The sequence below is a fragment of the Pandoraea communis genome (assembly GCF_902459745.1).
In the GTDB taxonomy this organism is placed as follows: domain Bacteria; phylum Pseudomonadota; class Gammaproteobacteria; order Burkholderiales; family Burkholderiaceae; genus Pandoraea; species Pandoraea communis.
The window spans coordinates 245605-272153 of the sequence record NZ_CABPSJ010000006.1; the positions used below are offsets into that span (position 1 = coordinate 245605).

A 26549-nucleotide genomic window follows, 5' to 3' on the forward strand; every position below is an offset into this window, starting at 1 on the left:
GGAGAACTTTGATGAATTCCACTTTGCCCATTCGGCGAGCTCGCCTGCCGCTCGGTCGCTTGTTGGCAACGCCCGCTGCCGTCGATGCTATCCAATCGGCCGGAGCCTCGATCTACGCTTTGGTCAACCGGCATGCTTGCGGTGATTGGGGGGATCTACCGGAAGCCGATCGGGAGCAAAACGACCTATCCGTCGTCTCAGGACGACGTGTGCTGTCCTGCTATCCACTGGGCGGCGAGCTGAAGGTATGGATCGTCACCGACGCTGATCGGTCGACGACTACGATCCTGCTGCCCGAAGAATATTGACCATGCTGATTCGGAAATTCCATCCAGCACTCCGCCTCGGACAGCAGCCGGTCGTCTCCACAACAGGTAACCCGCTGTTCAGCCGTCAGGGGCACTGGGACGGCGGCAGTACGCTGCACTGCGTTGCCATGGCATTGGCACTCCTTGGCAAGCTGACCGATCCAGTCTATCTACCGTATCACGGCTGTGGGCCAGAACAGAACTTTTGGGATGACGCGTGGCCGCACTACCTGAACGGGATGACTTTGCCCGAACTCGCTAGCTTTATTGCGGAGTTGAATCTCGGGGTACGACCTTCGACGTGCACGGCCTCGGGACAAGACCTGCTTCGCTTTGTGCAACGCGAGCTCGATGCGGGCTGGCCAGTCATCATTGGTTGGCAGCAACGGCACCTAGTGAAATGGCGCGCCGCGCTGGTGGTCGGCATCGAAGGACGCCAGAGCAGTCGGGTTTTCGATACGCAAGCACTGCTGCTGATTGATCCGGCGGGAAATGAACCCGGACTTGCCGGGTTCAATGCACGTCTGGCCCGACACAACGACACGCAATTTCGGTATCAGTCACCGTCGACCTCGAGAGGCGTCAAATTGCTTTGCGGCGTGTCGATCCGCAATGTCGTCAGCGCAAACGTTGACGCTTGATTTCTGGCGGGGTGGCCGCATTCGCCCGGCGTGTCCCCGTCGGTGCCAAAGACACCTTGGCAAGCGGCTCGAATAGCTCGGCAAGCGTCACACCCAACACATGGCAAATGTTGGCGATCGTCTCAATCGACGGGTTTGCCACGCCACGTTCGATCGCAGAGATATACGTGCGATCTACGTGCGCCTCGAACGCCAGGGTTTCCTGAGATTTCTCCGCTTCGTGCCGACATTGCTTGATCCGTTTGCCCAAAGCAAGCGAAATAGGGGCCGGTTGGCGAGCGGCAGTGGCTTCTTGGCGTTTGGCAGTCATGAACGGCAGGATGCCCGTCTGATGACTGATTAACGACGCTGTAAACACATCAATTAATGATGACTATATACTACAAATATATTCTGATCCTTTGGTGCGTCAACCCGCCATGACGCGATTGGCATTTGACGAGTTGATGTACGCCCATCTTTGCAGAGTAAACACGACAATCACTTAGGGAGAAAATGGCTTCATGACGGATTCATGGCATTACGAAAAGGATGGCCGGCGCATCGGCGCCATCAGCGCCGCCGAGGTCGGGGAGTTGATTCAGAACCGCACTATCGACGGGAATACGCTTGTCTGGTCGCAAGGCCTGGCAGACTGGACACCACTCGCGGAGACTGATCTCGCTGTGCATTTGCGCCAAGCGAGCGCACCACCAGTGCTTCCCGCGACGCGCATTGGCCACACAATTGTGTGGATTCTCGCCTTCGCTCCAATCATCGGGGTACTTCTTGAGGCGATCTTCGCCGCTGCTATTGTCCCCGACTACATGGCCAGTGCAGCGGCTACCGCAGCGTTGCGGTCAAACCAGTACTGGTACATCACGCTGTTGGTCAACATCGGTTTGAGCTTACTGGACGACCGGCAACTCAAGCGGGCAGGCGTCAATACGTCGGCTTTCGGCAAGTTTGCTTTCATCGTGCCCGTGTACTTGTGGAAACGGGCCGCCTCTCTGCGCCAGCCTAAAGCGTACTTCTGGGTTTGGATCGCAACGTTCATGCTCGTTGGACTTATCTAACCGCCTCAATAAAAGACGAATCGGTACATTTCTTGCCCCATCATCCCAAGGAAAACCATGAAGAAGATCACCGCAATTATGGCTATCGCCATCGGCCTTGCCTGCTCGGCGACTGTATTTGCAGCGAATCACATCGGACAGTGCGTGTTTCCCAAGACAAAGGCCGGCGCGGGAGGCCGGCTTGTCATGAAATCGCAAATCAGTCTCGCCGACGCACCGAACACCAGCGCAAACAAACGCGCGCTCACTTCGCTGGAAGCGTTCACCATCAAGGCGCAGGCGCCTGGTGGTTACGTCCAACTTGTGACGGTGCCGGACTACGATAAGCCGAATCCGAATCAGAACGCCGGGCGTATTGTCGGGTGGGCTAAGTTGAGCGACTTTGATTTCCAGGATCAACGCAACTGTAATTGACATACATAGAGGGGGCGTGCCAATTGGCACGCCCCCTCTATGCAACATATCTGTTTTTTCTTTAACTCGGGGATGCTGCCCGAGCATCACGCAGCGCAAATGTACTGTGGCAGTCCCCGTCAAATCCCCCCCCCCCCGCAAGCAAGAATCCGCCCAGCGACGACTGATTCAGTCCGAAGAGCGTCAACGCTCCCACATCGGCTTGAGATCCGAGTTTGTGACTAAGGCGTATAGAGCAACACTCGCCTCATGGACCTTGGCAGTGGCCTCCTTAATGTCCGCGAGACGTACGAGCTCCACCGATGTCTTAAGCACGCCGCGTGCCGACATGTACGAGATGGTCACCTGACCGTCGTCATTCACCGTTAACGCATTGTGGGCATACTTGTTGCGCGCCGACTGCGCTGCCCTGATCTTTTTGACGACCCCCTCATACGTACGCAAGTGAGAAAAATCGTTTACGAGCTGCACACACAAAGCGCTCACAATGTCCACACGCTGCTGAAAATTGCTATGTGCCACCATCGTCAATGCACGCAAATCCAGAGGGGAGTCATAGCCGGCCAACTTGGCGATTGCCATTGCGATTGTTGATTCTAGAGACCCCCAGACGCTCACCATGCGGCCGAGCTCCATCAGATAATCATCAGGCACTGGCCAATTCGCGTTGAACTCGCCTCGTTTGGATGTCTTCTGTATCGTCATTGCTGCATCTGATCAATTCGTTTGGAAACCAACATATACTATCCTGATATATATACTCGACTACGCCTAGGGTACCCGCTATCTACCGTGCGAGCTGTCGTACACATAGTCGACGCATCCTGATTGCGTCATACCAAATTGCATAGAAATATGGCAAACATGGCCCCGTTCATAGCAAGACCATTGTCCTATTTTGACCGCGCTGGTGAATGTAACTTCCCGTCCCCAGACCTCATTCGCGCTAACGCCCGGCAGGGTGTCGTCACAGCGCTAGTCTTAGACGCGAACATTTGCCTCAATTTGTCAAATTATTCGCGAGGCCAGAAGGACCCTGACAAGGAGTCGACATTCCGTCAGTTTCTCCTGGCAGTCGAGCTAGTCAATGTGGATGTTGTTCCGTATTTTGGATGCTTGGAACTGGCATCATCACGCGAAAGCGATCTGCTCGACACGGACAAATTATTGAGCATCACCTCAAACGTCGCACGCGCGCTCGCGCAAACTGAAGAGTCGTTGGCGATGGGGCGCAGCGCACAAACCAAAATTCTCGACACGTTGACGTTGGACGACACATCCATATCGGAGGTACGACCCTTACTGCGCTATGCATACTGCTGCTTTCTAAAGATATTCGAAATTCGATCGCACGGTTTTCTGAAGGATAGGGCGGTCAAGAACTTCATTGCGTTCTTCGACTGGTGCGAATCGATGAACTGCCACATCGCACTGATTTCACAGGCCGCACTCGCACTCTTTGGTGGAGCCAGTGACGCAAACAAACTTCTGAGTCTTCGCAAGGGAAAAACCCCGCTTGATGCAGCGTGGGGAGCGGCATGGGATATCTGGCATTGCTGGATGGTCCAAAACTATCTTCCGACGCTACCCGTGGACGGGGTATCGCAGCACCCGATCTTCGTCACTGATGATGCGGCGGCCGCATATATTGCAAAACTATGCGTTCCTCGCGCATTGATTCTGGATTCCGGCCAACCTTTCTTGTCTGCCTCTGCCGTAGACTACGATTTCCCGTTTTACGCTGACAAGCGTGAGCGCCTAAATGAGCTTCTAAAGGGGAGGAATTCGGCGCGATCAAGACGCGTACTAACGAGCATGCTCGAGGGGGCGAAGGTTGATAACTCCCAGATTGAGGAAGAGATCGAGCGATTGGAGAAGAGCATTCTCACCTCGTGGAACGATGCCGCGTAGGAGAACCGTCACGACCACAAGTTGAGCAAATGCAATCGCTCGAATGGCCTTCATTGCCCGACTTGTGGCAATGCCGAATTCCCTCGCATTCGAGTCTATACGCAGTATAGCTACCATCGCCTACGCTCTTTGAACTCCCAAGTTGGGCCAACATGCAGGAATCGATGCGATTGGCGCGTCGAATACGTCCCAGTACCGAACGTTACGCTCGAGGATAGACCTTACCGCTGCTTCGATACTTCCGAAGAAGCTCTGTCAAGAATGAATCCACCGCATCATAGTCGTTGAGAAACGCCATAGCCTCCGGATCCTTCTCATCGTCCTCGGGAAGGTCATGAGTCACAAAATACTCGAGAACCATCTGCCATTTAACGTCTTCTTCTTCCGTGATTTGGTAGGTCGCGTTCAACCACGCGTACTCCTCGGATGTTCCGTCCAAGCCAAGGCTGCCCCAGACTCGCTCCATCTCACCGATGATGGAATAGAGAATCGAAGTTTCAATTCCGTCATCATTTTCGCCCATGGTTCCAGTCATAATTCTTCCGTTAGGTTTTCTTGAGCAGGAAGACTCGGTACGCCCCGTACCCGGCAAAAATTGGCCGGGCGTATTTCACTCCGAGAAAAATCCGGCGCCCCACGCTCCGTGTGTTAGGGCTCCGTATCAAACAAGGCCGGAAAATCCTGTTTTGTCCCGAGGTGTAATGCTCATCCGTCTACCGCTCCCTAGCGGAACGGGCGCGTATGCAATTCAGCTCATTTCGAACGTACCCGCTGAAAGTGGTAAATCAATCTCTTAACGCGTCAAACTAATTTCCCAAGTTCAGTCATCGATTCGATAAATGCTGTAGCTGATTATCGTATCCACGATGAACGTGCTATCGTCCACAAATCCGACAAACACACCGTTGGGGTCTATGATCATGCCGGCAAAGCCGTCGCGCGGCTCTGACGGCCATCGGAAATCCGCCCTTTGCTCGCCACCCGGTCCGTTCGGATTGAACAACACTCGATCGGGAAATACGCGGGTAATCACGCGCTCAACTCCCTGCAGCTCATCTGGAAGTGGCATGTCACTCCCTTTCAGTTGGGTCGCCAACAACGTGATTCTTGCCCCCTCCTTTGCTCTGCGCTTCAGCGCAGCCAGAGTCCTAGGATTCTCCATCCCACTACCGAATATCCTCTTAAGAATAGACATTCCGAAGCCCTCCAGATGAAGTGTCGGTCAGCGTTTTCTCGCTACCTGCGGTTAGCCAAGGCGCGCTCGATTTTCTTGTCGGTCTTGTACTGGCTCAGCGCATACACAGACCAGATCGCGGCCGGAATCCAGCCGATGATCGTAAGTTGTAGAAGCAGGCAGACGATCCCGGCAAAGGGGCGCCCGATAGTGAAAAATTGAAGCCACGGCAGAATCAACGCAAGCAGCAGACGCATGTAATTCCTCTTACGATTAGTGTTCCGGCCTCGGGTCGGTGTGAGGCGCTTTGCGCCGATGATAATGCTGCAGATTCGGACGGGAACCCCGCACAAAGGTCACTTCCGACCTGCCCGCAACTCCGAACAGATGTTCTGAAATGGTGGTCTTGTCAGGCCAAGATGGCTAGCAAAAAGTTCGAGAAATGATAGAGCACCGCTGAGAGTCCTCTTGGCACACTCGTATCCGAGCACTCGATACGGGAATTCCGGTTGCGCTTCCGACGCGAACGGATTTGGCGTCAATTTCGGACGCCCCTTGAGCTTCCGCTCAATGGATTTCCAGCTCCCCACCACCGTCACAGATGTTCCGTCCAACGGGAGATCAACGGACTGAGGCTTGTAGTGCATCAACGCGTTACGAATATCGATACCAATCGCCAGATCCTGCGCAGCCGGAGTGCCGAGATCTAGTGGTGCCTTATCAGCCAACAGGCACGCAAACTGAAACTTTTCCAATATGCTCGCCTTTTCAACAATTGAAGTTGCATTCCAGCCTCTCGCCAATCGATCCACGGCTTGCTCTTCTAGGCCGACGAGGTGATACATATGAGCGTCCGCGCAGTCCGAGAAAAACTCGTTAATGGACGCCTCCACTCCCGCGACACTCATGAAAATCGAACCCGAAACGGCCCCCTTGTGTTCGACCGCCTCCCCCGCATTGAAGCCGCCGTATGCGGCTTCAATGCGGGCTGCGACCTGAGCTTGGTGAGCCGCAGTCGCAAGATGATTAATCGAGAAGTAAGACCGCATTGTCAATGCAATCGCATCTGCGACCGATGCAGTCCCGTTCAACTCAGGCATAGTTAGTCATAATAAGTAGAGTTTACGGATCGCCATTCGAACTACACGTTTTAGTCTCACAAACGTTCGCGACATTCTCACTAGATAGCACGCTCCCCTACGCCGTATATTTGCCTTTCTTCGAATCAACGATGCTACCGGGAGCTCGAATTGATAGTTTTCAGAGCGATCGAGCCCGCTACTCCATCTGGTCAGCAGATCTCCAGATGAGGGCCAACCTCGCATTGGATTGCGTGCGCGCATTTTGGGCCGTCGAAAACGCATCGTGCAGCACAGGGACGGTGGCGTTGTACGACGCGACAGCTTGAGATAGCGCCTTGCACGGCCCCATGTCAGGGATAGCGTCTCCCCTTTTTACTGCGCCCCCATCCAAACAGGTCCCGCGCCACGCTGAGATCCGAGCGTTGAGAGAATTCTCCGTCGAGATCGCGTCGTTGTGGGTACGATCGAGACCGTCATCGGCCATGGATAGCTGAGACTTATCACCGCCCATCTGAGCAACAATCATCGCAGCCTGACCTTGCGCAATACTATTGCCGGATGCCTTGAGACGCTGTGCCTGAGTGAGCTTCGCCTGTTCCACTATCACAGCACGCTCATAGTAGGCCTTGGCCTTGGATAGGCGCTTGATATGCTGATCGGCACTGGCTACAAATCTATTGATATCGCTCGCGAGAACGCCAACTTGGCGGTTTAGTTGATCGACCTGCTGACCGTGTCGGCGTGCAGCCACGATCGGTTGCCCGATTTGATTAAGCTGGGCAACTGCCGATTCGAAATCGGAAGGGCGCCCCCTAGCGAAATGCTGGACGGCGGTTTGATTACCGTTAGCAAAGTTCAGGTCAATCCCATCGCGCGTCACTGCACCACTGAAATTCTTGCCGATGGGCAGGATCGCGGCCAAAACGGTAAGTGTAATGCTGCCCCCATCAACCGAGCCGGACACATTGGCGTCTCCAGATGACAGTGTCCCGTCATTGTTGAGCGTGGTGTGGCGGAGTGTGCCGGTGAAGCGGTGATCGGGGGTCTCGGTGATTTGAAGTAGCGCAGCTTGATTGTCGGTATGCGACACATAGACCCCGGACACCGAACGGCTATCACATCCCGTGATTAGCAATGCTCCCGCCACGATCGCCCAAAGACACTTCACACGACGTCCAGCAAATAGGTCGTTCATGTCTAGCCCCCGTGGGTTCATACCCGACTTTCAGCGCAGTATAGCGCCCGTGTAATTTCTACCGGTAAATGCAAAAATCACTGAAATTTCCACCGGAGTTTGTAAATGGGTGATCTTCTGCATAACGCGCCGCTTCGCTGTATCCAGCGGAGCAATTTGCGATATGGGTAGCGCTGCTCCTTGATCTCAACCAAGGTGCCGAAGAGATCGAAGATCACGACGTGCATACATTTTCATCCTCCTGCAGCTCATGCAGCCGCGTTCACGCGGATACGCTCGGAAGCAGTTCGTCCATCCTATCCACCAGCACCGCGCTCCACAACATCGGGTCTAGTTTTGAATTTCTTGCCCCGGTTTTCCTCTCATCGTCGGTTCTCTTGGGATGATGGATGCGATGCATTTTAATCTTGGCGAACATGGCATTCGCTCGGTGCTGGTACTGCACGGATGGCCACTTATTGTGATGATCCGGCCATCTGTTTTGCACCGCAGTGAGCACGAGAAGTTCGGAGAATTGACGGTCTTCAAACCTGGAAAAATCTGACAAGTGCAGCAGGATCGCGCATTGGCCAGACTCCCCATGTTTGAGTTCCATCTCCATAAGATGCGCGAACTCATTTTCGTCGTTCATGGCAATCTCCGCCCAGACGACTTGACGAGTCACCGATTTTTACGAGCACGCTTTCACACTCCATCACTTCAGGCTCACCAGTCGCCGCCGCGTCGCATTTTCTCCCTTCTTTACGTGGTGCGGCCTGTTTTTTCGGGCTGCGCAAGATATTCGTGAGTGCAGGTCGCTCGCCATCGCGTCAAATTTTATTTCGCATCGGCAACGCAACCGCCCAAGCTAGGCTCCCACGCGGTTCCGGGTCACGCCGCTGAAGCCAAGCATCCTAAGGTATTCGGGGAACTCTGCAAGAAAGGCGTCGTGACACCTTTCCACGAGGAAGGTGATGTCCTGGACGCGCTTTCCGGCGACGCTGTCTGTAATGGGCTGCAGGGCTATCTTGGGACGGTCACAATTGTGAATGCAGTCGTGGCGACGCTGGAATATTTCCTCGAAGCAATTCTCGAACTGATCCAAAGCGTCGCCCCGCGCTTTGGCCTTATCTGTCGCGTTGAGAGCCCGATACGCCGTCTTCGTGATTCCGAACAGGCGAGTTTTGGCCTGCGTGTGCAAAATCCAACTCTCGATAGTTGTCTGGGTCAGAATCTTGTGTGTTTTACGGAAAAAGTGGTTGAAGAGTTGCTTGATCTTGTTGAGGGACAATACGTTCTCGTCCTCAATTAGCTCGCGGGCGGCCATGCGCCACCGCCAGCCGCCTGCATCTCTGATCACCGCTATCGCGGGCACCTTGAGGTTATTCAATCTATCTGGGAGGTTCACCGCGGGTTGTAGATCCTTCGCTCGAAGCGTGCGAGCAATCAGGTCGGCGTATGCATCGGAGAAGTATGCGTCGCAAGCGCCCACCGCCATCATCCACACACCGCGTAGTATGTCGTCTCGCAATCGGCTGGCTGGCAACGTCGCTGCGTGGATAAGAAGATCCGCAGCGCGCTGCATATCCTCGTCGAAGTGCTGTTTCGCTGTTGCTAGCATTTGTTGTCGCGGATATTTAGGTTTGCAAGAATTAATGCCTAGAGCGTCGGCCTGTGTCAAGTTTATTCCCTGCGGTTCTCCTGTGGAATTTTCGTATGTTGGGGAGCGGCGTCTTTTCTACGTGGCCCTCACCAGGGCTCGCCGTAGCGTGGCCATGTTTACGACACGTGGACAGTGTTCCTTCTTCTTGCGGGAACTAGAACAGAACGGCGAAGTGTCGATCACGGACGCCGACGGACAGGTCATTGAGGAAGAAGAATGCCCATCGTGCAGACGAGGGATTCTGGTCTTGCGCTCCGGCCCCTACGGAGAGTTTCATTCCTGCTCCAACTTTCCTGTCTGCAGGTACAACCCCAGGAAGCGTGGAAACGCGTTGGCGCCAGCAAATACTTCCGGGACAACGGTGAGTCAGACCAAACGCCGCGTCGCTGAGCCCCCTTCGCGCCCCTTCGGATGCCCTGCTGTGGGCATTCCGTTGGGACGGCGACCCGACGGTCCGTTGTCACGCACAACCACTGCGGCCAGGGAATGGCGAGGTCCCTGCAGCGCTTCCCGATGGTTACGCGCTTGGAACAACGTTGTCGCTCAGGTCAGTGCGATCTTAATCAGTCGCAGCATATTCGCCAGCAGTGATTTCGCGGTGATCTTCGATCCCGGAAGCCGGAGATTCCGCACGCACGCGGGTTCGGTCGCGACGGTGATCGCAAGCGCGTTTTGCACGAGTTGGTAAAAGGTTGCCGAATCATTCGGGGCGATGGCTTTCTCAGTGTGGAAATAGTCCAAGTCGATGTCCAGGACGTAGGGCGCCTCGCCAACGCCGGGCTCCCCGTTGGCCCGAGCCTTGGCGTCGAGTTCGGCGATTTCGTGGTTCAGGTGCCACGATTCGAGCGCCTGATCGGCGCGCAAGCGCTCGCACTGGTCGTCGTGGATGGCCTTCGGGCATGCGATCGCGGCACACCCCGAGTACGTCTCGTAGACGTGCCCCACCGGGTCTGCACGGTTCGAGCCGTCCGTGTTAATCACAAACGCGCGGGACAGGATGTCCGCCGCGATCGCGGTCCGGATGTGCTCGTCGTGCTTGAGGTTGACGATGGCCCGGTTCACGCTGGCCTTGGTCGTCCAAGTGAGGTTCCTGAGCAGGCCGCCCGCCATCGCGTCGATCGCCACGGTGTTCCGATTTTGGACCATCCCCGGGCCCGGGTGCACCGTCCAGTAGCAGTGGTTGTCGAACGGCGATCGCGTGTCCGTGTGGTGATCGAGCGTGAGCAGCGCCGGGGCGCCGACCCCGGCCTGTTCCTGGCGGCGCCGAACTTCCGCCCAGCCGCCGAGGACGTGGTGGTGATGCTTGACGACGTACACGTCCTTGCCACCGATGATGTGCTTCTGGTGAGCCATGCTGGTGATGCCCTTGTTGCGAGAGGGTACCAGCATACAACGAGGCGCGGGATGGCATGGCCCTTACCCCCGTTGGGGGACGGCACATCAAGCGCAAGAGCCTCGCGCGCCTCCGTGCAATCGAGGCCTGCCCCGTGCTCGCCAAAGCCTTATCCACCGCTGTGCTCAACATGCCCAGTGGCAGGCGTGATGGCCTGCTGAAGGTAACCGGGCGGTGAATCGTCCGGCTCAGCATGCAGCGGGCGGGGTGCAGCACAAGATCCTTGGGGTTAGTTATGTCGCTCACGCTCGCCTGATTGCGACCTCAATGCCCCATCGTCAACGTACAAGCTTTTTCGGCCGGTTTGATACGTAACATTTGCATTTTGTCCTTGGTCAAATAACAGACCAGATACTCGACGAACTTCGAAGCTTCCGCTGGATTGGCTCTATTGAGCCCATTAAGAACCCATCGCCCCTGAGCTTCAAGCTCTGCGCGGCGAGATCCCTCGTGGCAGTCGAACGTCAGGCCATGCCCACGAGTGACTTTCCGCCAACGATCCTCAATACGGCATTTGAAGCCTTCCACCTGCGCTTGGGTCACACGAGTCGCGTCAAAGAAAAATACGCAGTGGAAATGATTCGCCCTGTGTATCCCGCCTTGCTCCATTTTGCAGATATAACCGACCATGGGCTCGAATAGATCGTTATCCGCTCCCCGCTGGTTATCGAAGAACCGATCTCGATCTGCCATGGCAATAGCAGGGTCGAAGCGAGCGGCAGTTTCCGGTCGTCCGTGTCCCGACGGGACATTCGAGGCAAGTTCCAACCAATTCCCGTTCGAGAGCGCCCAGCTAGTGCGCAATCGGGTATCGGCGTCACTCATCGCGTAGTCCGTGTAGTGTAAGTCACACCGAATCTGGTGAAGAGAAGGATACGCTGCTTGTAGTTTTGCGACATAGCGTCGAATAGCCTGCTCCTGGTCTTTTAGATTGGCTCGCCAATCACACAACCTCTTCTTGACACCACGCCGAATTGCTTCAATCCGTAGGCAACCCACGAAGTCGTTGTAGAGCTTCGCAACGTACACTTGATCGCATGGGCTAGCGAGAACACCATTGCTGAATACTCCAGCAAATGGGTGTTGTCGGAAACAATCAAAAAACAGTTGCAGATCGGCGCTGTAGTGATAGCCAGGCCGGTACAGGTCCATCCACCGTGCACATGACGGAAGGAATCCAACCAGGCTCCGGTAGCCATAGACACCTACAGGGTTACGTACAGCGACTTCTCGTCCCCATTGAATCCGGATATCAAAGGGCACTTGGGTGGTGCGCAACACACCTGCGAGGAAACTATCAAGCTGATTGAGTACCTTAGCGTACTCACCGACCTCCCAGTACCGCGATGGTGATGCTACCTGCCGGTCATCCCATTGCGTGAAGGGACTGGACTCGGGCGGATTGAAGGGCGTTGTGTTCTGGAACATTTCAGATCTCCGTGTTAGGACATTCGATAGATGAACCAGATAAATTTTTATCAGCGACAAGAGGAGTACGGCTCCTCTTCGTAGGTATCGGGACTACGTGCTGCGCAACTGGTGGAGGCTGATGATCCGATGGCATTGGCAGATGCCAGTTTAATACCACGACAGTAGACCGAGCAGTCCGTCTACTGATGGCCGATAGGGATGCGAGTGCGATGCACCTTCGCTAAGGAGTGGAGGTGAGTCTACAGGGGAGAGATTGATGATGAATACTACTAGACAATACTCAAGACAATCTTAATATAGGAGGCAGAGAAGCGCAGAGAGACAAATGCCCAACGCTATCTGGCATTCTTTGATTATGATCCAAGGAAACACTGGGGTTTCCAACTCTATCGGGATTACGGAATTATCCCGATAGAGCCACATCTCAATCCCCGGGGAAGCAATACCCCAAAGGGCTAGCCGCGAACACAATCTCGAGTTATCCCGACCTCGGGGCATCACCGCAATGTTGCTCAGATCATCGTCAGTTGAGTTGGTTATCCACCAGCGCGAGAATACTCGCGATCGAACGCTCTGAAGCATGCGTCTGGTTACTTCACTGCCCCCTTTCCTGGCCTTCATACCACAGGCAAATCAACCAGGCTTCTGATACCTCACAAGCTGTAGTGCCTTGAGTACAGGGCATGTTTGGTTGAAATACAGTCTACGATACATCTAGAGATCTTCTTGATGTCTTCTTGAATGCGTCCGGATTCTTTCTTGGTGTACTCTACGGTATCTTCTTGAAAATAGCTTCGCATCACGGTGAACCGACAAACTATGGTTATTCAATATTCCGACCCGCATGGAGACATTTCAAAGCTCTGGGGGAGTAACGTATCCGCGAGAGAAGAGAGATGGTTGTGGCTGCGGCTAAAGTACTTCCCCTACTTCACACCCACTGCGCTTTGGCCAATGCCAGATTCCGTCGGCATGCCCCCGAGTCCAGACAGCACAATAACCGCAGGAGACATAAAAGCTGAACTCGGGCAGCTATTGAAAAAAAACAAAGTCATAATTCCGATGCTCCGTGCGGGTCGCTGCTTCACTCAGGACGCAGACTTCGATTGGATCACGGATAATGCTCGTCAGCTCTATTGGTTGATCAACGCCCTCCACTCGGCATTGAAGTTTGAAATCGGTGATGCCAGGGCAAGATTTAGTAGTCGCGATTACTACATTTGCCTAGTTGATCTTGTTATGCAGCCCATCGCGGACAAGCTGCACTACATCAAGCAACAGCAACAATTATGGGCAGGGCATCTGCGAAGCACTTCTTATCTCGATTGGTTTTCTGATGACATCGACGAGGAGCGACATGCATTTTCCTGGAAAGCATTAGAGTCGCGACTGGCACCAGCAATGCCATTTTTTCGCTGGGGCGACGCAGACACATGGAGGCAAAAGGGAGGAGTGGGACTGAAGTGTTTTTTCGATTCCCTCCGGATCTCTGACCACGAAAAAAAGAGCCACGTCGATCACATCCGGAAGCTTTGGAGTCAACGAAAGTATCGAGAGAAATTGGAGAAAAATAAAGTTCGCCAAAGAAACTTCGTCCTTTCCGATACAACAATGGCAGACCTCGACAAGCTCGCCAAGCAGCTTGGCATATCCCGTACTGAGACACTAGAGCGACTGATTGAACTGGCCACCAAACAAGGAATTTCAGACATCCGTATGACATCGAATATTTCCCTCCAGCATCCCATAGAGTCAAGCTAACTCAATACGTCACATCTGAGTGCTCGATAGTAAAATAGGGTCGAAAATGTACATCACAACTCGAGATCAAGCTGCTGTCTACATTTCCTAGCAATAAGGATCGTATTGCAACGATTTTCCCTCCCTTACTTTGAACAGAGGCAAACAGTGGAGACATACGAGGAAATTCAAGCCAAGATTGAGCAGCTTCAACAGCAAGCGGCCCAAATACGGAATCGTGAGAAAGCAGAGGCGATTTCTAGCATGAGGGCGGCAATTGCCAAATATGGCATCACCCCGGCAGAGTTGGGATTTACCGCCAGTCGGCTAACTTTTTCCGGAAAATCCGCCACCACGGTAAAAGAGCCAAAATATCGAAATCCCAATACTGGCGAAACGTGGAGTGGGCGTGGCAGAGCGCCCAAATGGCTTAAGGAGAAAGGAACGGCGAAAGACGATTTTCTCGTTGCTTGACGGATCAAGTCGACTTCAGCCAGCCAAGTTGCTCGAGAGCGATTGGCTGGCTATTTATTTCCGCGCGAAGCCTGCAAAATGCGGTCCACCGCATCAGTCGGCCACGCGAGTCTTCGATTTGGCAGCTTCGTCGGCCTAACGTCGCAATAGTGCCCATCAGTCGAGTAGCCTTTGCGAATGGTTTGAGGTGCAATGCCAAGCGCAGCGGCAAACTCTTCTGTTGTTAGAAACTGGCGAAGAGGATTGGAGGGAGAAATCGGGATCGCTGCAGTAATAGGGGCAGAGGCGGCTGATAGCAATCGGCTCGCGTCAAGCGCACGTCGGTCCATGGCATCTAACCGACTAAGGATCTCATTGAGAGGCTGCGCCGTTTTCGCTGCGTATAGGGCAACTTCGAATGGCACATGAACGTTCTCACCGGGATAGCCCACTACACCTTTGAAGGCATCGATCCAAGGGAACGAGCTGAACACTGCGAATCGTTCCTTGATCTCGTAATCGACACACCAAGCAATGAAATCGATTGGAGGTAGCATCGCGGGTGCTTGCCCCTCCTCCTCGCACCAATCGTTCCATTCCCGCAAAATTCGACGCGCCTCAATGAAACGGCCGTTCGTCCCGCGATCAAGCTCAATCCCTTCCAATCCCACCCAACCGTCAGTCGGGATCTCGGTGCAGCCAGCTTCAACTTCCGGTCGGAGCCCAGCCAAAAGCATGGCACCCATCACCGGCGTCCACGCCGGCATGTCCAGATAGCAGCGGAGTTGCGCATGCAGTTGCACGCTGAATTCAATCAGTTCCTGCGGCGTCTTTTTGTTTGTCACGACTCGTTCCTTGGGAGTCCTCGCGAACAACTAAGTCCACTTGCTCAAGCATACAAGCCTCGATTTTGTCGTGCCACATCCGAAGTAGATCAAGTGGACGTTGCCGACAGTGCATCTGAGCAATCGCGAAGAGCTTATGAGCCATTTGGTCAACGACCGCCTGAACTACATTACCCTTGCCGACCACGGAGCGACGCTGACCGTAGGCGCACTCGAGAGCCTTTGGCGCCATGCCCGAGATGGAAACTTGTTGATCCGTGGGTAACACGCAAATTTCGCTTCTGTATCAGTAGTTTCCGGTTGGTCGCGTTGCTATGAGGTGACGTTACTTTTTTACGACGGACGAATTGACACATATGCCTGTAACGTGGCGGCGCCCAAGAATCGGCATCGGAAAGATCGGTTTGCGGGAACGCATCTTAATCTTCCTGATACGATCCCGTCGGTCGATTCTAGCCGCTCGACAATCAGTGGGCGGACCCGACCTCGTACTGATCAGGTATCGATGTCGCGTAAGGGTGCGACATATTGAACGTGCACAGTTCAGCCGGCGGCTCGCCCAGGTGTCAACGCCGGTTTAAATCTGACCCACCTTCCGGCGTATCGCCGAAGTAAATCTGACCCACCCAGGCTCCGTGTCACGCGGCGGCTTTCGCGCCTGCGCGTGTAGTTTGTCCAGCTTTCCGTTTGTCCTTCAGCCGATAGCTTTCGCCTGCAATCTGCACGATGTGCGCGTGATGCAGCAGCCGGTCGAGCATCGCCGCAGTCAGCGTCTGGTCGTCGGCAAATGCCGTGGCCCACTGCGTAAATGGCAGGTTGCTCGTCAGCACGATGGCTCCGCGCTCGTATCGCTTGGCCACCACGTTAAAAAGCAGATTGGCTTCCTCGCGTCCAAACGGCAGGTAGCCGATTTCATCGATAACCAGCAGCTTTGGGCCAACCACGGCGCGGTTAAAAAACTCCCGCAGCCGGTTCTGCTGCCGGGCTGTGGCCAACTGCATCATCAAGTCGGCGGCGGTCGTGAAGCGCGTCTTGATTCCTGCCTGTGTCGCCCGATACGCCAGGGCGCAGGCGATGTGCGTTTTGCCCACGCCAGATGGCCCGAGCAGCACGACATTCTCGGCCCGTTCGATAAACGCCAGCCCGGCCAGCTCCTGGATTTGGGCTCGCGGTGCGCCGCTGGCGAAGCCAAAGTCGTATTGCTCCAGCGTCTTGATGCCCGGCAGGGAGGCCATCTTGGTCAGCGTCTGGCGCTTGCGTTCCTCTCGGGCATCCCGTTCGGTCAGCAGTAGCTGTTCGAGGAAGTCGGCGTGACTGGCATCAGCGTTGGCAGCGTTCTGGGCCAGCACGCTCCAGTCGTTCCCGATGCGGTCCAGTTTCAGTTCGTCACACAGCCCTGCAATGCGTTCATGCTGGAGATTCATGCTGCCACCTCCAGCAAGGCGTCGTAGACCGACAGCGGATGCTGCAGGCTTTCGCTCGGCAGCACTCGCTTAAGCCGCGTCGGTACCGGTGCTGTAATCGAGGTCGACACCGGCAACGGCAGCAGTGCCGCTTGCTCTAACGGCAGTCGAACCGACGGTTTCTCTTTCGTCGTGGCATGCACCCGGACATTCGCCACCTCGGCCAGCCAGCGGCCAATATGGCCGTTAGCCGCCTCGACATCCAGCTTCAGGCCAGATTGCTTGAGCGTCGCCGCCAGCGGCACCACGAAGCTCTGCTTCAGATACCGGTTGAAGCGCTCGACCTTGCCCTTGGTCTTGGCACGGTACGGCCTGAATACCTTCGGCGTAAATCCATACGTTTCCGCCAGCGCCAACATCTCGCCGTTCCAGCGATGATGACCGTCGCCGTAAGCATCGCGTTCGACGATGACCGACTTGGCGTTATCGAACAGCACATGCTCGGGCGTGCCGCCGAAGTAGACGAAGGCTTCTCGCAGACACTGGCACAACGTCGTGGCATCCTCGCCGCTCGTGAAACGCACGTACGTCGCCCGGCTGTAGCCCAGCGTGGCGACCAGCGCCAGCAACGGCGACCTGCCGCGTCGGATCGTGGTGAAGTCGGCTTGCATCTGTCGGCCTGGCGGCGTCTCGAAGCGCACGACCGGTTCCGGCTCCGCGTCCCTGTATGGCGCGAGGAACACCTTGAGTTGGCTGATACCGCCGTCGTAGCCTTCTTCCCGCAACTCGCGCAGCAACACCGTTGCCGGAATCCAGTGCGGCCGCGCCGCCTCGATTCGCCCAAGCAGGTACGCCTTGAACGGGTCCAGTTTGGTTGGCCGAGGCTCTCGCCCCTTATACCGGCTAGCCTTCTGGTCGCGCAGATATCGTCGGACCGTGTTCCGCGAGACACCCATCTGCCTCGCTATCTCCCGCACCGGCGCTCCGCGCCTTGCCAATACCTTGATTTCCACTGCTTGCTCCTGAGTCAGCATCGGCGGCAAAAGCCGCCATCCTCTCCCAGGTGGGTCAGATTCACTTCGGCGGGTGGGTCAGTTTTACATCGGCGCTAACACCCAGGTTCTTGAAGCCTTGCGAGTTGCTCTTCGAGTTCCTGGATACGCCTCCTGTCCACCTCACGTTGACGTCGCTCGTGTAAAGCCAACGCGTTGTAAGCTTCAATTACTTCGCCGACGACAAATTCTACGGGCGTAGCCGCCTCGTCGTCGCCGTTTACGGTACCCTGTTCTTCCGCGCGCCGCGCGATGTCAAACAGCCGCTGCACCACCCGCGGGTCTTTGATGACCTGCCCACCGGCGGCGCTATTAAGATCATCGAACTGGACCGCCAAGTCCCCAAGCCAGCGAGCGGGATACTCGGAAAGGTTTCGCACGAGCCGTGCCTGCTCCGCCTTCTGCTCCGCCCGCTGGTTTACCAACCGTTGCTTATGCTTCGCCCGCAGCGACTCACGCGCTTGGTCCACCCGCTCATCGGCGCGTGCTCGCGCCCGGTCGATCACCGCGTTTACGTCGGGCCCAGCGTTCTCCTGATGCAGGCGCTTCATCATGGTGTTACCGCCGAAATCGGACAGCGGCACGAATCGAGCAATCATCGCGTCGGGTTTGCGCGTGCCGAATGTGCGTTCAAGAAAACCCGCGAGACGCTCCTCGGGGTCCGGCCGGGTGGATCGCGCGGTGGCGAAGGTCACCGGGTTTTCAGTGTAGAGCAGGAGGTTCGCGTCGATAAGAAAATCGAGCTGGAAGTCGAGGAGCTGCGCTTTCGTCGGCGAGGGGAGCTCGTCGCGACTCGCCTCGGCCTCTTTGTGCCGGAGTTTGGCGGCCTCGGTATCGCCGAGTGTGCGGCGCTTGGGCGCCGGATCTTCCTTCGGTGCACGGCCGACGGCCTCGGCGCGCGCTGCGGCTTTGGTGCGTGAGAGACCCGTTCGCACGAGCTTGCCCAACAGGCTTTCGCTCTTACTCTTGACGGTGGTCGCCGTCTTCATGGGCTTCTTCGGCTTGACGGTTTTTTTAGTCGGAGTCGTCTTAATCGCCTTCTTCGGCTTCAACGGCTTGATGGTCTTCGCGGCAGGGCTTGCAGTTTTAGCTCTCGCGGTCTTAGTCTCAGCGGCTCGTGCGGGCATAGCGTAGTCTCAGCGTGTTGTCGCTTGGCGTGGCGTTGGCAGATCGCTTGGGCTGCTGCGAGTGGCATCTCGTATGCCCGTGGGTGGCCATTTTGGCCTTTTTGCAGAGCCCGAGCAATCGACAAGATACCTGAGAAATGCTTTCGGTTTGCACGTTGCGAATGTAATGCCGTTCGATAGGGTAATTCCCGACCCCGGCCTCGCAGTTCACCCTCCGTAAGAAGTGGGAGAGGCTGCTGCCCGAGCGGCGGGGACTGTTGATGCTGTTGGCCCGGTTTAACCTGTCCGATACTCAAGCCCAGCGCCGGTATCAACCGACGGAACGTGCGAAAGCCGGACAAGAAGATCCCAAGCCCTGCCGGCCCAGAGGGAATCATCTACGGTGACAAAGCTATCACCGTCATCAACAAGAGCGGGCGCGAGACCTATCCGGAAAAGGATGATGCCTGTGTTGCCAACGGCGACATCGGCATTGTCACCGGGCACCGCAGGACCAGGGGGAGAAATTGAGCGCCTCACGAAGTCGAAGTTGAGTTGGCCTCGCAGCCCGAGATTTCCTACAAGTACAAGCCGTGGGAATTCGATTCGCAGGAGAGTACGCCACCGCTTGAACTGGCCTATGCGCTGACCGTGCATAAGACGCAGGGAAGTGCGTTCGGCAAAACCTTCGTTGTGGTTCCAAACCCCTGCCGCAACTTGACGCGTGAAATGCTGTACACCGCCCAGACACGCCAGCGGGACAAGATCATCATTCTTCACCAAGGGGACTTCCGGGACCCGCCTCTTCGAATTCGCCGTCTCCACGTTCACGAATCGCTGATTCGGCCGGTGCTTCTGACAACCACAGATGCGGGAGATAGTGGGTTAAATTCTGCTCACTCGACGCCTAGCGCCTTGAAAACGGCGTCGTCGCGGTGCTCACATTCAGCAAGGAAACCGTCCCATTGACGATGATTCAGATTCTTTTCCAGGCGTCGCAGATCCATCGCGTAAACATCGCGCATAAAGTCGCCCAGCAGCCGGCTATGACGAATCGCCGCCGACAGCAAAATCTGTCGGCAAAGCTCGCCGTCGCCTTCGACCACAAGTCGAACGCCCTCTTCGTCCAAGGTTTCGAGGCGACGACGGATTAGGCGTGCCTGACGCTTAGCCGTGGCTGGCTTCTTCTGCAATAAATTCTCGTCGTTCAGGGCCGACTCCCACAGTTCGTCGCTGGGTCGCGAAAGCAAAAGGGGCGCGATCCGCCGGCTCTCAGGAATCATCAGTGAACCTGCGGAGATTTCGGCGTTATACAGGCCCACCGCACATCTCCCCAACAATCCCCCGGATGACGTGGGTTGTCGTGCCCAGACCGCAGCCTTCGCAAATGGTCGCAAGTTCCCATTTTGATCACGCTGTTCCATCAACTTTCTTCATCGCCCGTGATTCGCTGAGCGCGCAGCGCCCATCACTTCAAAGTCGCCATTATCGCGTACAGCTCGGCCAAACCCGTTATCACGATTCTGATGACTGACGAGGACTGAGTTTCACACGCCTCTTCGATGACCGCGAGGCGTTTCCCAACCGCTCAGCATGGAGGGCGCTATGACATACCCTATCAATCCGGCAACCGGCTTGCCGATGACCAGCGAGGATTACCCTGGCGTCGATGTCGGCGGCAGCCCGTTCGGCACGCGCCTCTCAGTTGCAGTGGTCGGCGCCCTTCCGGGATGCCGTGTAACCGAAGCAACGTACACCGGGATTGACTGAATCCGGTTACACGCTGGTTACATGGCCGCCAGAAATGAACAAGGGGTTACAAGAAAAATCTTGTAACCCCTTGATTTTATTGGTGCCGGCTGCAGGACTCGAACCCGCCACCTGATGATTACAAATCAACTGCTCTACCAGATGAGCTAAGCCGGCGAAGTCGCGTATTGTAACCGATTCATCGGTCACTGCGGCTACCTGACGGTGAAAAATCGTCCGCGGACGCGGGCAATTGGGGGAATGCTCGGAGGCACCTCCCCACTCCCCCCGCTATCGCGTATTACTTCACCACCTTCAGGCGAGCGCGGCCGGCGTTACCACCCGCCGGCGCATTGCCATCCGGTCGCGGTGGCTCCGGATCGTCATCGCCCGGCGCCTGCACCGATGGCACGGCTTCCAACTCCGTACCCTCGTCCGCAGACGCCTGCTTGTCGACCGGGAATGCCATCCCCTGACCATTCTCACGGGCATAAATCGCCAGCACGTTCGGTACCTGCACTTCCACCTTCTGTGAGATACCCCCGAAGCGAGCGCTGAATTCAATCCAGTCGTTGCCCATCTGCAATCCGCTCGTGGCGTCGAAACTGATGTTCAGCACAATCTCGCCATCTTTCACAAACTCGCGCGGAACTCGCGTCTTGGCATCGACATGCACGGCCAAATACGGTGTGTATCCGTTGTCGGTACACCACTCGTACAGCGCGCGCAGTAGATAAGGCTTGGTAGACGTTTCAGGCATATAACCAACTCACCCCGCCGCGAAACCCGCTCACCACCCTCGGTAAGCCAGCTTCGCCAGCAGGCAATTCAACGCATTAGCGACGCATGACCTTTTCAGACGGCGTCAGCGCTTCAATGTACGCCGGACGGCTGAAAATCCGCTCGGCATACTTCATCAACGGCGCAGCATTCTTCGACAATTCAATGCCGTAGTGATCCAGACGCCACAACAGCGGCGCGATCGCCACGTCGAGCATCGAGAACTCCTCACCCAGCATGTACTTGTTCTTCACGAAAATCGGCGCAAGCTGCGTCAAACGGTCGCGAATCGCGCCTCGCGCCTTCTCGTGCGTCTTCTCAGCCGCTTTGCCCTTTTCGTTTTCAAGCGAGCTGACATGCACAAACAGCTCTTTCTCGAAATTGAACAAGAACAAGCGCGCACGCGCACGCTGCACCGGATCAGCCGGCATCAACTGCGGATGCGGGAATCGCTCGTCAATGTACTCATTGATGATGTTCGATTCGTACAGAATCAGGTCACGTTCGACAAGAATCGGCACCTGACCGTACGGGTTCATCACCGCAATGTCTTCCGGCTTGTTGAACAGGTCGACGTCACGGATTTCAAAATCCATGCCTTTTTCGAACAGAACCAGCCGGCAACGCTGGGAGAAGGGGCACGTAGTGCCCGAGTACAAAACCATCATAGCGCGTCTTCCTTAAAAACCAACGGGGCCGGGGCGGGAAATCGACGCTTCCCAAACCCTGGCCCCGTCGTACAGACGTTATTTTACTTCACGTCCTTCCAATAGGCCGCATTCAGGCGCCAGGCAAGTACCGTAAAGAGTCCCAAGAACAACAAAACCCAGACACCCAACTGCCGGCGCGTGCGTTGCACCGGTTCTGACATCCAATCCAGATAAGATACCAGATCAGCCACGGCAGAATCGAATTCCACCGGTTTCATCGTCCCTTGCGTGATCTGCACGTACTGCGCCGGACCATGCTCCGCGCCCTCTACACGCTTCAAGCCGCGCTGTCCCTGCAACTGCCAGAACGGGTTCGGCATGCCCACATTCGGAAACGCCAAATTGTTCCACCCCGTCGGCCGGGCATCGTCTCGATAGAACGTACGCAAGTAGGTGTAGAGCCAGTCCGTCCCCCGCGCCCGCGCCTCAACCGACAGATCCGGCGGCGCCGAACCGAACCACTCCTTGGCATCGGCCGTGCGCATGGCCACGGTCATCGTCTCGCCAATCTTGTCCGTCGTGAAGAGCAGATTGTTCTTGATCTCCGTGTCCGACAACCCCAGATCTTTCAGGCGCGAATACCGCATCGACGCCGCCGAGTGGCAGTTCAGACAGTAGTTCACGAACAGCTTCGCGCCGCGCTGCAGCGAGGCGAGATCGTCGATCCGGTTAGGCGCCGTGTCGAGCGCCACACCCTCTTCAGCAAAAGCCGGCGCCGTGAAACCACTCAGGAGCGCCAGGATAAGCAACAGTTTTCTCATCTTGATATCCCTAGTCGTCGTTTGCGTACGCTCAGTGCGCCGCGAAGGTCACGCGCTCCGGCACCGGTTTGAACGTGCCCCGTTTGCTCCAGAGCGGCATCAACCAGAAGAACCCGAAGTAGTACAGCGCACCGACCTGCGAGATCGCGGTCTTCACAGGCGTCGGTTCCTGGATTCCCAGATACCCCAACACAGCAAAAACGACGACGAGAATACCCAACAGCACTTTGTGGAATCCCGGACGATACCGAATCGACTTCACAGGGCTATGGTCCAGCCACGGCAGGAAGAACAGCGTCACCACCGCGCCCCCCATCACGACCACACCCCAGAACTTGGCTTCGATCAGATACATCGCCAACAGCAGCAGCACCACGCCGCCAGATGCCGCAACCTTCGTGGTCGCCGCCGCCTTCCCCTTCACCCACCAGATGGCTGTGACGATCACCGCCAGCGCCATGAGCACGTGCTTGAAATCATCGGTCGTGGCGCGCAACATCGAGTAGAACGGCGTGAAATACCACACCGGTGCGATGTGCGGAGGCGTCTTCAGCGGATCGGACGGGATGAAGTTGTTCGCTTCCAGGAAGTAACCCCCCATCGTCGGCGCAAAAAACACGATCGCCGAGAACACCGTCAGGAACACGCCCACGCCCATGATGTCGTGCACCGTGTAATACGGATGGAACGGAATGCCGTCGAGCGGCCGGCCGTTAGCGTCCTTCTTGTCCTTGATCTCGATGCCGTCCGGGTTGTTCGACCCGACTTCATGCAGCGCAATGATGTGCGCAACGATCAGACCGATAAGCACCAGCGGGACGGCGATCACGTGGAACGCGAAGAAGCGGTTCAGCGTGGCGTCCGACACGACGTAATCGCCGCGAATCCACAGCGACAGATCCGGACCGATGAACGGGATCGCCGAGAACAGATTCACGATCACCTGCGCGCCCCAATACGACATCTGCCCCCAGGGAAGCAGATAGCCCATGAACGCTTCGGCCATCAGGCACAGGAAGATCAGGCAGCCGAACACCCATACCAGTTCGCGCGGCTTGCGATACGAGCCATACAAAAGCCCGCGGAACATGTGCAGATACACCACGACGAAGAACATCGAGGCACCCGTCGAGTGCATATAGCGAATGAGCCAGCCCCACGGCACTTCGCGCATGATGTACTCGACCGACGCGAACGCGAGGTTGGCGTCGGGCTTGTAATTCATCACCAGGAAAATACCGGTGAGGATCTGAATCACCAGCACCAGCATGGCCAGCGATCCGAAGAAATACCAGAAGTTGAAATTCTTGGGCGCGTAATACTCGGACGCGTGCTCCTTCCAGAGCTGGCTGAGCGGAAACCGGCGATCGATCCAGCCCAGCAAGCCCGTCGTGTCGACCTGTTTGTCGGCGGCCATGATTACGCTTCTCCTTTTTCGTCTTTACCGATCACGAGCTTGGTGTCGTTCACGAACATGAAACGAGGAACGTCGAGATTCTTGGGCGCCGGCTTGTTCTTGAAGACACGGCCCGACATATCGTAGGTGGAACCATGGCACGGGCACAGGAAGCCCGGATCGTGGCCCAGTGCGGCGTTGGTATCCGCCTGATAGGGACCGGAAGGGATACAACCGAGATGGGTACAGATGCCGACGACCACGAGCAGATCCTTATGCTCGGCACGCGCGCGGAACGCGTTCTTGCAATAGTCGGGCATTGGGTAGGAAAACGTTTCCTTGGAGTCCGGATCAGCCAGCTCTGCCGTCACTTTGGACAGCGAAGCCATCTCTTCCGGTGTGCGGCGCACGATCCACACTGGCAGACCCCGCCACGCCACGGTCATCTTCTCACCGGGCTTGAGATTGCTGATATCGGCCTCGACCGGCGCCCCACCTGCCTTGGCGCGCTCCGAGGGTTCGAGAGAACTGACGAAAGGAACCAGTGTTGCAACGCCGCCCACGCCTCCAGCTACGGACGTTGCAATCAACAGATTCCGGCGGCTACTGTCGACGGCCTTTTCTTGATTGTCACTCATCACAAGCCCCACACGGTTGAATTGGTATTTCCGTCAACCTGAAATCATACGCGAGCGTAAATGCCTGAAACAACGGCAAAACGCCCCAGTCTCCTAGTGGTTTTCGCGTATTTTCAAAGGATTAACGTACCCTGCGGGTGGCTAACGCTCACCCGGGGTTTCGCTTCTGGGATGCTGCACGAGAATCGCTATGATCGCCGCTTTCGTTGACGCGTGCACGACATTTAGTCATCATTTTCCCTGTCTCGTCCCGGTGACATCGTGCGCGGCCTGTGGCGATCGCGTGACATTTATTCGACGTTGCCGATGCCGCTGCCTTGCGGCCTGCATGGAATTACCGGTCAATCAATGCCAATTCGTGAGGGCTGGCGCAGCGAGGTTCCGCCCGGCCACTCATCAAAACAGCGGAGGAATGGCATGAGCTTCATGTCGGAATTCAAGGAATTTGCCGTCAAAGGCAACGTAATCGATCTGGCCGTCGGTGTGATTATCGGTGGGGCCTTCGGCAAGATCGTCGATTCGATCGTCAAAGACCTGATCATGCCGATTGTCGGCGCGATCTTCGGCGGTCTCGACTTCTCGAGCAAGTTCATCCTGCTCGGCAGCATTCCACCGGACTTCAAGGGCAATCCGACGTCCTACGCCGACCTGACCAAAGCCGGTGTGGCCGTCTTCGGTTACGGCAACTTCATCACCGTCGCCCTCAACTTCCTGATTCTGGCCTTCATCATCTTTCTGATGGTCAAACAGATCAACCGGCTCAAGCGCCCGGCTCCGGAAGCCCCGGCAGCCCCCGCCCCCACCCCGGAAGACATCGTTCTGCTGCGCGAAATCCGCGACAGCCTCAAGAAGCAGAACGGGTAATATCGCGCGGGCGGCAACGTGCCGCCCCTACCGGCGCTTATTCAGGTCAGGCCGGATTCGGCATATCGAAGAATCGATGCTCGAGCCCGAAGCGCGCCGCGATGTGCTCGCCAACGGCCTTCGCGCCGCCGCGTTCCGTCGCATGATGCCCCGCCGCCAGGTATCCCACCCCGCTTTCGAGCGCGAGATGCTGCGTCGGCTCCGACACTTCGCCGCTGATATAAACATCGGCCCCGGCCGAGATCGCCGCCTCGAAGAAGCCCTGCGCCCCGCCGGTGCACCACGCCACGCGGCGCACCTCCCGGCTCGGATCGCCCAGCATCAGGGGCACGCGCCCCAGCCGGGCCTCGACGTGCGCCGCAAGCGCCGTCAGTGTTGTCGGCTGCGCCGGGGCGCCGAGCCAACCGAGTTGATCCGGACCGAAACGCCCGCCATCGTCGGTAAAACCCAACAATTTTCCCAGTTGTGCGTTATTCCCCAACTCGGGATGCGCGTCGAGCGGCAGGTGGTAGGCGAACAGGTTGATGTCATGGTCGATCAACACACCCAGACGACGGCGCTTCATCCCGGTAATCCGGGCATCTTCGTTCTTCCAGAAATATCCGTGGTGAACGAGAACGGCATCGGCGCCCCAGTCGCGGGCGGCCTCGAGAAAGGCCAGGCTCGCGGTCACGCCACTGGCGATTTTCCGGATGTCGCTGCGCCCTTCCACCTGTAGGCCATTCGGGCAGTAATCGCGAAATTGCGCGATTTGCAGGGTATCGTTCAGATACAATTCGAGTTCAACACGATTCATATAAGGTTCC

Annotated in this window: 32 protein-coding genes, 1 tRNA gene and 1 pseudogene; 10 read left to right on the forward strand and 24 right to left on the reverse strand. The window is 56.4% G+C overall.

All coding sequences use genetic code 11. The features are described 5' to 3' along the window. Positions 1 to 11: 11 nt before the first annotated feature. Positions 12 to 308 carry a hypothetical protein gene (locus tag PCO31110_RS20875; protein WP_048628186.1) on the forward strand — a complete coding sequence of 99 codons (297 nt, stop codon included), beginning with the start codon at positions 12 to 14 and terminating at the stop codon, positions 306 to 308. 2 nt (positions 309 to 310) lie between these two features. Continuing rightward, a complete protein-coding gene (locus PCO31110_RS20880) occupies positions 311 to 949 on the forward strand; it encodes a hypothetical protein (protein WP_048628187.1) in 639 nt (212 codons plus the stop codon). Here the strand turns inward: PCO31110_RS20880 and PCO31110_RS20885 are convergent. Then, positions 927 to 1271 carry a helix-turn-helix transcriptional regulator gene (locus PCO31110_RS20885; RefSeq protein ID WP_048628258.1) on the reverse strand — a complete coding sequence of 115 codons (345 nt, stop codon included), beginning with the start codon at positions 1269 to 1271 and terminating at the stop codon, positions 927 to 929. The genes PCO31110_RS20880 and PCO31110_RS20885 overlap by 23 nt on opposite strands. A gap of 181 nt (positions 1272 to 1452) precedes the next feature. Between PCO31110_RS20885 and PCO31110_RS20890 the strand changes: the two genes are divergently transcribed. Together PCO31110_RS20890 and PCO31110_RS20895 are read left to right on the forward strand one after the other, a co-directional pair. Beyond that, the gene (locus PCO31110_RS20890; protein WP_048628188.1) at positions 1453 to 2004 is read left to right on the forward strand and encodes a DUF4339 domain-containing protein; all 552 of its coding nucleotides are present in this window, start codon (positions 1453 to 1455) and stop codon (positions 2002 to 2004) included. A 57-nt stretch (positions 2005 to 2061) separates the two neighbouring features. After that, positions 2062 to 2418 carry a hypothetical protein gene (locus PCO31110_RS20895; protein WP_048628189.1) on the forward strand — a complete coding sequence of 119 codons (357 nt, stop codon included), beginning with the start codon at positions 2062 to 2064 and terminating at the stop codon, positions 2416 to 2418. A gap of 183 nt (positions 2419 to 2601) precedes the next feature. Here the strand turns inward: PCO31110_RS20895 and PCO31110_RS20900 are convergent, their stop codons facing one another. Continuing rightward, entirely contained in the window at positions 2602 to 3123 is a 522-nt protein-coding gene (locus PCO31110_RS20900; protein ID WP_048628190.1) for a hypothetical protein, read from the reverse strand. A 150-nt stretch (positions 3124 to 3273) separates the two neighbouring features. On the opposite strand from PCO31110_RS20900, the gene PCO31110_RS20905 reads away from it, so the two are divergent. Next, positions 3274 to 4329 carry a hypothetical protein gene (locus PCO31110_RS20905; RefSeq protein ID WP_048628191.1) on the forward strand — a complete coding sequence of 352 codons (1056 nt, stop codon included), beginning with the start codon at positions 3274 to 3276 and terminating at the stop codon, positions 4327 to 4329. A gap of 202 nt (positions 4330 to 4531) precedes the next feature. Here PCO31110_RS20905 and PCO31110_RS20910 read toward each other — a convergent pair whose 3' ends face one another. The 7 genes from PCO31110_RS20910 to PCO31110_RS20940 all read right to left on the reverse strand — a co-directional run bounded on the left by PCO31110_RS20910 (position 4532) and on the right by PCO31110_RS20940 (position 9380). Then, entirely contained in the window at positions 4532 to 4864 is a 333-nt protein-coding gene (locus PCO31110_RS20910) for a hypothetical protein (protein ID WP_048628192.1), read from the reverse strand. Positions 4865 to 5149: 285 nt separating this feature from the next. Further along, positions 5150 to 5524, reverse strand: a complete 375-nt coding sequence (locus tag PCO31110_RS20915) for a hypothetical protein (RefSeq protein WP_048628193.1) — start codon at positions 5522 to 5524, stop codon at positions 5150 to 5152. Between the two features lie 41 nt (positions 5525 to 5565). After that, on the reverse strand, positions 5566 to 5760 hold the full coding sequence (locus PCO31110_RS20920; RefSeq protein ID WP_048628194.1) for a YqaE/Pmp3 family membrane protein: 195 nt from the start codon (positions 5758 to 5760) through the stop codon (positions 5566 to 5568). A gap of 99 nt (positions 5761 to 5859) precedes the next feature. After that, on the reverse strand, positions 5860 to 6603 hold the full coding sequence (locus tag PCO31110_RS20925; protein WP_048628195.1) for a hypothetical protein: 744 nt from the start codon (positions 6601 to 6603) through the stop codon (positions 5860 to 5862). Between the two features lie 178 nt (positions 6604 to 6781). Further along, entirely contained in the window at positions 6782 to 7780 is a 999-nt protein-coding gene (locus PCO31110_RS20930; RefSeq protein ID WP_150691303.1) for a hypothetical protein, read from the reverse strand. A 262-nt stretch (positions 7781 to 8042) separates the two neighbouring features. Next, on the reverse strand, positions 8043 to 8411 hold the full coding sequence (locus PCO31110_RS20935; RefSeq protein ID WP_048628197.1) for a hypothetical protein: 369 nt from the start codon (positions 8409 to 8411) through the stop codon (positions 8043 to 8045). A gap of 216 nt (positions 8412 to 8627) precedes the next feature. Continuing rightward, complete coding sequence (locus PCO31110_RS20940) at positions 8628 to 9380, reverse strand: hypothetical protein (RefSeq protein ID WP_048628198.1); 753 nt, start codon at positions 9378 to 9380, stop codon at positions 8628 to 8630. Between the two features lie 154 nt (positions 9381 to 9534). Here PCO31110_RS20940 and PCO31110_RS26115 point away from each other — a divergent pair. Then, positions 9535 to 9720, forward strand: a pseudogene (locus tag PCO31110_RS26115) (topoisomerase DNA-binding C4 zinc finger domain-containing protein); the annotation flags it as partial. A gap of 245 nt (positions 9721 to 9965) precedes the next feature. Here PCO31110_RS26115 and PCO31110_RS20950 read toward each other — a convergent pair. After that, entirely contained in the window at positions 9966 to 10775 is an 810-nt protein-coding gene (locus PCO31110_RS20950) for a peptide arginase family protein (RefSeq protein ID WP_048628259.1), read from the reverse strand. 304 nt (positions 10776 to 11079) lie between these two features. Further along, positions 11080 to 12243, reverse strand: a complete 1164-nt coding sequence (locus PCO31110_RS20955; protein WP_082164683.1) for an inovirus-type Gp2 protein — start codon at positions 12241 to 12243, stop codon at positions 11080 to 11082. Positions 12244 to 13065: 822 nt separating this feature from the next. Between PCO31110_RS20955 and PCO31110_RS20960 the strand changes: the two genes are divergently transcribed. Continuing rightward, complete coding sequence (locus tag PCO31110_RS20960; RefSeq protein WP_058375279.1) at positions 13066 to 14007, forward strand: hypothetical protein; 942 nt, start codon at positions 13066 to 13068, stop codon at positions 14005 to 14007. Between the two features lie 105 nt (positions 14008 to 14112). Next, positions 14113 to 14460 (forward strand): H-NS histone family protein, encoded by a 348-nt coding sequence (locus PCO31110_RS20965; RefSeq protein WP_231606074.1) that lies wholly within the window; start codon positions 14113 to 14115, stop codon positions 14458 to 14460. Between the two features lie 50 nt (positions 14461 to 14510). Here PCO31110_RS20965 and PCO31110_RS25780 read toward each other — a convergent pair whose 3' ends face one another. The 5 genes from PCO31110_RS25780 to PCO31110_RS26120 form a co-directional block, all read right to left on the reverse strand. After that, on the reverse strand, positions 14511 to 15284 hold the full coding sequence (locus tag PCO31110_RS25780; protein WP_072632746.1) for a helix-turn-helix transcriptional regulator: 774 nt from the start codon (positions 15282 to 15284) through the stop codon (positions 14511 to 14513). Positions 15285 to 15922: 638 nt separating this feature from the next. Beyond that, the gene (istB, locus tag PCO31110_RS20980) at positions 15923 to 16708 is read right to left on the reverse strand and encodes an IS21-like element helper ATPase IstB (RefSeq protein WP_048628201.1); all 786 of its coding nucleotides are present in this window, start codon (positions 16706 to 16708) and stop codon (positions 15923 to 15925) included. Next, positions 16705 to 17721, reverse strand: coding sequence for an IS21 family transposase (istA, locus tag PCO31110_RS20985; RefSeq protein ID WP_048628202.1), 1017 nt, complete (start codon positions 17719 to 17721; stop codon positions 16705 to 16707). The genes istB and istA overlap by 4 nt, the downstream gene beginning before the upstream one ends. Positions 17722 to 17795: 74 nt before the next feature. Continuing rightward, positions 17796 to 18728, reverse strand: coding sequence for a hypothetical protein (locus PCO31110_RS20995; RefSeq protein WP_048628203.1), 933 nt, complete (start codon positions 18726 to 18728; stop codon positions 17796 to 17798). A gap of 414 nt (positions 18729 to 19142) precedes the next feature. Further along, positions 19143 to 19628: a hypothetical protein gene (locus PCO31110_RS26120; protein ID WP_231606079.1), complete on the reverse strand. Its 486-nt coding sequence runs from the start codon at positions 19626 to 19628 to the stop codon at positions 19143 to 19145. On the opposite strand from PCO31110_RS26120, the gene PCO31110_RS25920 reads away from it, so the two are divergent. Further along, positions 19539 to 19814, forward strand: a complete 276-nt coding sequence (locus PCO31110_RS25920) for a hypothetical protein (protein WP_231606077.1) — start codon at positions 19539 to 19541, stop codon at positions 19812 to 19814. The genes PCO31110_RS26120 and PCO31110_RS25920 overlap by 90 nt on opposite strands. Here the strand turns inward: PCO31110_RS25920 and PCO31110_RS21005 are convergent. From PCO31110_RS21005 to petA, 7 genes are all read right to left on the reverse strand, one after another. Continuing rightward, positions 19742 to 20269 carry a DUF1819 family protein gene (locus PCO31110_RS21005; protein ID WP_082164685.1) on the reverse strand — a complete coding sequence of 176 codons (528 nt, stop codon included), beginning with the start codon at positions 20267 to 20269 and terminating at the stop codon, positions 19742 to 19744. The two genes, PCO31110_RS25920 and PCO31110_RS21005, sit on opposite strands and share 73 nt — an antisense overlap. Positions 20270 to 20695: 426 nt before the next feature. Beyond that, positions 20696 to 20771 (reverse strand) — tRNA-Thr (locus PCO31110_RS21010). Positions 20772 to 20895: 124 nt separating this feature from the next. Beyond that, positions 20896 to 21354 carry a ClpXP protease specificity-enhancing factor gene (locus PCO31110_RS21015; RefSeq protein ID WP_010808197.1) on the reverse strand — a complete coding sequence of 153 codons (459 nt, stop codon included), beginning with the start codon at positions 21352 to 21354 and terminating at the stop codon, positions 20896 to 20898. A gap of 76 nt (positions 21355 to 21430) precedes the next feature. After that, positions 21431 to 22042: a glutathione S-transferase N-terminal domain-containing protein gene (locus PCO31110_RS21020; protein WP_010808196.1), complete on the reverse strand. Its 612-nt coding sequence runs from the start codon at positions 22040 to 22042 to the stop codon at positions 21431 to 21433. Positions 22043 to 22125: 83 nt separating this feature from the next. Continuing rightward, positions 22126 to 22845, reverse strand: coding sequence for a cytochrome c1 (locus PCO31110_RS21025; protein ID WP_010808195.1), 720 nt, complete (start codon positions 22843 to 22845; stop codon positions 22126 to 22128). Between the two features lie 31 nt (positions 22846 to 22876). After that, positions 22877 to 24262 carry a cytochrome b gene (locus PCO31110_RS21030; protein WP_150691304.1) on the reverse strand — a complete coding sequence of 462 codons (1386 nt, stop codon included), beginning with the start codon at positions 24260 to 24262 and terminating at the stop codon, positions 22877 to 22879. Positions 24263 to 24264: 2 nt separating this feature from the next. Beyond that, positions 24265 to 24879: a ubiquinol-cytochrome c reductase iron-sulfur subunit gene (gene petA, locus PCO31110_RS21035; RefSeq protein WP_150586477.1), complete on the reverse strand. Its 615-nt coding sequence runs from the start codon at positions 24877 to 24879 to the stop codon at positions 24265 to 24267. A 417-nt stretch (positions 24880 to 25296) separates the two neighbouring features. Between petA and mscL the strand changes: the two genes are divergently transcribed. After that, positions 25297 to 25743: a large conductance mechanosensitive channel protein MscL gene (mscL, locus tag PCO31110_RS21040; RefSeq protein WP_010808192.1), complete on the forward strand. Its 447-nt coding sequence runs from the start codon at positions 25297 to 25299 to the stop codon at positions 25741 to 25743. Positions 25744 to 25789: 46 nt separating this feature from the next. On the opposite strand, the gene PCO31110_RS21045 is transcribed toward mscL, so the two are convergent. Continuing rightward, positions 25790 to 26539 (reverse strand): Nif3-like dinuclear metal center hexameric protein, encoded by a 750-nt coding sequence (locus PCO31110_RS21045; RefSeq protein ID WP_010808191.1) that lies wholly within the window; start codon positions 26537 to 26539, stop codon positions 25790 to 25792. Between the last annotated feature and the right edge of the window lie 10 nt (positions 26540 to 26549).